Source organism: Cyanobacteriota bacterium, assembly GCA_025054735.1.
Taxonomy (GTDB): domain Bacteria; phylum Cyanobacteriota; class Cyanobacteriia; order SKYG9; family SKYG9; genus SKYG9.
Window position 1 is genome coordinate 1 of record JANWZG010000312.1, and the last position, 4,851, is coordinate 4,851.

3 protein-coding genes and 1 pseudogene are annotated in these 4,851 nt (G+C 47.8%); 3 read left to right on the forward strand and 1 reads right to left on the reverse strand.

Annotated features, from left to right (window positions below; all coding sequences use genetic code 11):
- The 3 genes from NZ772_13895 to NZ772_13905 all read left to right on the forward strand — a co-directional run.
- Positions 1-613, forward strand: a 613-nt coding sequence (locus tag NZ772_13895; GenBank protein MCS6814642.1) for a hypothetical protein, incomplete at its 5' end; no start/stop codon positions are given.
- A gap of 221 nt (positions 614-834) precedes the next feature.
- Positions 835-3,951, forward strand: a complete 3,117-nt coding sequence (locus NZ772_13900; GenBank protein MCS6814643.1) for a PAS domain S-box protein — start codon at positions 835-837, stop codon at positions 3,949-3,951.
- A 490-nt stretch (positions 3,952-4,441) separates the two neighbouring features.
- Positions 4,442-4,738 carry a response regulator gene (locus tag NZ772_13905; protein ID MCS6814644.1) on the forward strand — a complete coding sequence of 99 codons (297 nt, stop codon included), beginning with the start codon at positions 4,442-4,444 and terminating at the stop codon, positions 4,736-4,738.
- Between the two features lie 22 nt (positions 4,739-4,760).
- Here the strand turns inward: NZ772_13905 and NZ772_13910 are convergent.
- Positions 4,761-4,851, reverse strand: a pseudogene (locus NZ772_13910) (DUF11 domain-containing protein).

Genomic DNA, 4,851 nt, shown 5'->3' on the forward strand with positions numbered 1-4,851 from the left:
CCGACGGCGACGATCGCCCGTAGCACCCCTTGCCCTGAGCACTATTCTAGGTTTTCTGCTGTTCTGCACCCTGTTGAAATGGCAACTATGGGGAAATCGCTTGCTGCTCCCCTTTTACATCCTCAATGCTCCTGTGGTAGGTTCTAGTTTGGCAGCATTGTCTTCACCCCTAACTGCCTATGGATATGCTGTTTTCTCTAGGGTTAGGGTCGCGATTATAGGCTTGCTCACTACAATCGCCCTCCTTTATAGTTTCATACCGCTCTACACGTTCCTTATGGCTCTGCAACCCCCGATCGGTCTAGACAGCGTTTGGGGGAACGCCCGGCTGGCTCTCTATTTTCGAGGAGCAGGACCGCTTTTAGCAACTCCATATCATGCTGTTGTGCAGCAAGCAGCAGTCCATCACTGTGCTACAATCGGCCTCAATGTAGGTAGCAACGACTGGGAATATCCCCTGTGGGTATTAATGGCAAGCTTCCTGTCAACACCACGTATCAAACATGTCCAGGTAAACAATCTATCCCGATTTCTGCCAGAAGAATTTCCTAATCATCAATTGTGTGGAATTTTTAAGATTCGCGGCATTGCTAGTGAGTATAGTCAACCATAGAAGGTTATCTTGAAAACAAGACGTTAATGCAGTTATGACTAGGGCTGGCAAATTGTATGATTTTAGTGAACTGCTGATTTTAGTGCAACCATTAGTGCAAACCATTGAGGGGTTAGGCGAACAGGTGGTGAACTCGTTCATTCCATACGGATATTAGGCTTTTTCGCACGTCAGATCGTTAGAGTTAGTACAATTTACCACTACTCCGCCTCCACTCGGTCATGACATCTACCGCTCACTCTGCTAGCCCACTAGAGCAAGCCATCATTGTTGATCCTGTGATTGTTACACCAGCGTCCCCCCTGGGAGAAGTGGTGCTGCTGATGAACCAAGCCCAGGAAGAAAGCATCTTGGCAGCATCTGACCCCTCTAATCAGGAGAGTTATCTCCAAGTTGCACGGGCAGGTTGTGTGCTTGTGGCTCAGGATGGGGAGTTATTTGGTGTGTTTACCAACCAAGACTTGGTGAGAATGGCCGCCTCTGGGAGGCAACCTGGCAGTGTGCCTGTGGGTCAGGTAATTACACCCCAGCCTGTTAGTTTGACCCGTTCACAGCTTCAAGACCCAATTGCAGTGCTGAAATATTTCCACACGCAGCAGATTACGCACTTGCCGATCGTAGACGAGCATCGTCAGATTGTAGGTCTCATTACTACAGAAACCCTTTACCGCCAAAGCCAGTCCCTTGATTTACTCAAATCTCGCATGGTTGCTGAGGCCATGACTAAGGACGTGGTACGAGCACCGCTGGGTGTTTCGATGCTAGCGATCGCCCAGTTGATGGCTGAGCAGCAAGCAAATTACGTAATCATTACTAATACGGAAGGGATGGCTACTCTCCACCCAGAGGTGCCTGTTTATCCAGTCGGGATTATCACTAGTGAAGACATTGTGCAAGCACAGGCAATTGGCATCGATTTTGTCACAATTCCAGCTAGCGCAGTCATGAACACTCCCCTTGCCTGTCTTAGCCCTCAAGACACCCTATGGACAGCTCACCAAAAGATGCAGCGTCGTCACGCCAAACAGATGGCTGTCATTGGCTCTCAAGGCGAACTGATTGGCATCCTACATCAATCAACCCTGCATCAATATATCGAACCCGCAGAGATGTATCTGCTGGTAGAGTCGCTGCAACAGCGCATCACCCAGCTCGAAGAGCGTCAAGCAGAACTAGAGAGACTCCATAAGCAAGATCAGCAAGAACTTATTCGCTACCGCTCTGCTTATCAAAGGCTTCGCTATGAGGAAAGTAAACAACGACAACTCCTAGAAGCGGCAACTGTTGGCATTTGGGTGTTCGACAAGTCACAACAGACTAGTTTCGTCAATCATCACTTACTCACTACCTTGGGCTACACCTACGATGAAATGGTCGGCAGACCCCTATCAGCCTTCCTTGAGAGTGATGACCAAGCCACTATTCCATTACCAAACGCTGATGACTTAGTGCCGCCTGCGCTACCCATGAACGGGCATTATTCTGCGGAAACCCATGCAATTACCAAGCAAGAATTGCGACTGCGGTGTAAGGATAATTCATTTCGGTGGATGTTGATGTCTACCCAGCCGCTATATAGCAATACAAAGGATTTTCTTGGCGTTGTCACCATCCTTACGGACTTGAGCGAGACCAACTTGTTCGATCGCCAGTTGCAACGCCTCTTGAGTGACACTACCCATACTACTGGACAAAACTTTTTAGAGACTCTAGTGCAGCGGTTAGCTGAAGTCTTAGCCATGGACTGTGTATTGATTACCCAGGTACAAAACGAGCAGTTGCAAACCCATGCTGCTTGGGTCAATGGGCAACTGCGCCCAAGCATCACCTATGCCATTGCTAACAGCCCTGATAAGCGCACCCTCTACAATGGGGACTACTGCTGTGCTCAAGAGTTGCAACGTCATTTTCCTAATCTAGAGCCGGTGCTGCCCTCTGGACTAGAAAGCTATCTGGGAGTCGTGCTGCGTGCGTCTGAAGGGGAAGTGATTGGCACTATGGCTCTCTGGAGCACCAGAGCTATCCATATGACCTATAGTCTCAAAACCTTGTTACAGCTCTTTGCCCCTCGTGTGGTTACCGAGTTGAACCGCCAACGAGAACTAGATGAGCTACAGCAAACAGCAGAAAACCTGCGTCGTGAACTACAGGAGCAGAGTCTAGTCATTCAAGATGGGGAAAAGCGGTTCTGTGACATCGCTAATAGCTTGCCGGTGTTTCTGTGGATGGCGACCGAACGAGAAAAACGCTGGTTTTCTAACCGTGCTTGGACAGACTTTACAGGGCGCGATCGCTATGAGCAACTGGGCCATGGCTGGACAGAGCATATCCATGCCGATGATATTAACCACTATCTAGATGCCTATCTGGCTGCATTTGATGCCCACGAACCCCTAACAATTGAGTATCGCCTCAAGCACAAAGATACCAAAGACTATCACTGGATTGTGGATCAAATTGCTCCTCGTAAGAACCCAGATGGTAGTTTTGCTGGTTACATCGGCGTTGGTTTCGATATTACAGCCTATCGTCAGACAATTAACAGACTGCAAGAAACGTTACAGCGGCAGCAACAGGATAGTGAAAAACGCCTTGCTAACTTGACCAAAATCCTACGCCAATTTCGGAAACCACTGGCAACGATCGTCGATCAACTCAAAGCCCTAGCCAGCGATACAAGCCACCAAAGCAGCAGCCCTAGCAAGCACCTCGCTAGAATCCAGGCATCTGTGCAACAGATGGGAGAACTGCTAGAGAATGGGTTGATTGCCAATCAGATTGAAACTGACGAACTTAGCTTTAATCCACAGACTGTGAACCTAGTGCAGGTTTGTGAAGAGATTGTTAATCGGCTAAAGAACGAAAATCCTGATCATGTCTTCCGGACAAATTTTTGGCAAGAAGATATTCGGGGTGATCAGCAGCTTATGAGTGCAAGACTCGACCCTAAGTTATTGCAACGGATTTTGCAATGCTTGATTTCCAATGCAGTTAAGTACTCGCCTCCTAAAAGCACGATTCAAATTCGGTTAATCAAAGGGCTTAAGGGTCAAGATTTAGTGGCGATCGAAGTTCAAGACGAAGGTATTGGCATTCCCAAGGACATTCAATCCAAGTTGTTTCGAGCCTTTCGACGAGCACCCAATGTTGGGGATGTGCCCGGAGACGGCATTGGGCTAGTTGTGGTCAAACGCTGCCTAGATTTGCACGGAGGCGATATTACGTTTGAGAGCAAACCAGGTTGTACACTATTTCGAGTAATGTTACGGGTGCAATTTCTACGAGATGATACATCCCATGGCGGAGATACAGCAGGTCGGGGGTTGGCTACTAATTGACTGTGAAATCATCAGTGAGCCAACAGAACAATAGTAAACGAGTAAACGTTGACCCAAATTTGGGTTAATATTCCGAGCAAACATGCTAGTAGCTCTCGCTAGGATAAGGCGGCAGTGGCGATTAACTCTATTATCTGTGCACAATAATTAACTCTATTATCTGTGCACAATAATGGAGAAAAGTATGTCAACTGCCATATGGCCGAACCTTAAAACTCAATCCACTTGTGTAAGGGGTCAAGAGTTGTGCAAGCCAATTGGTCTACTGATTGCGAACAGAGCTACATTAGTGCCTTTCCTTTAGAAGGGTTTAACCAGCACTGTGTCTGCTACTCTAAGGTCAACGATTTGGTGTCCACATAGCTGGAGATAGTTGGAGATAATTCTAATAGTTCATAGGTAGTATCCTGTATGCTAATTTCTCCAAACACTTGCCTGTGCGCCTGACTTACACGTGAAGAACTGATGTTATGTGCTGATACTAGACGCTGTGAACACGATCTTAGTGATTGAAGATGAAGCCCACATTCGAGAAATCATTCAGGATGTATTAAGCCTGGAAAATTTTCATACCCTAACGGCAGAAAATGGGCGGATTGGTATACAACTAGCTAAAGAGTGTCAGCCAGACCTGATTCTATGCGACATTATGATGCCAGAGCTGGATGGCTATCGAGTATTGCAGGAACTACGTCAACATGAAGCAACGGCAAGCATCCCTTTAATTTTTCTGACTGCGAGAACCAGCCGCTCTGACCAACGTCGAGGTCGCCCAACGCCCACGTGATCACCTGCCCGTTCACCCCACTTGGCGACAGTGTCGCAGAGACAAAATTCAACCCAACAGGGAGCGTGTCTGTGACGACGACATCCCGAGCGACGCTTGGTCCAGCATTCGTG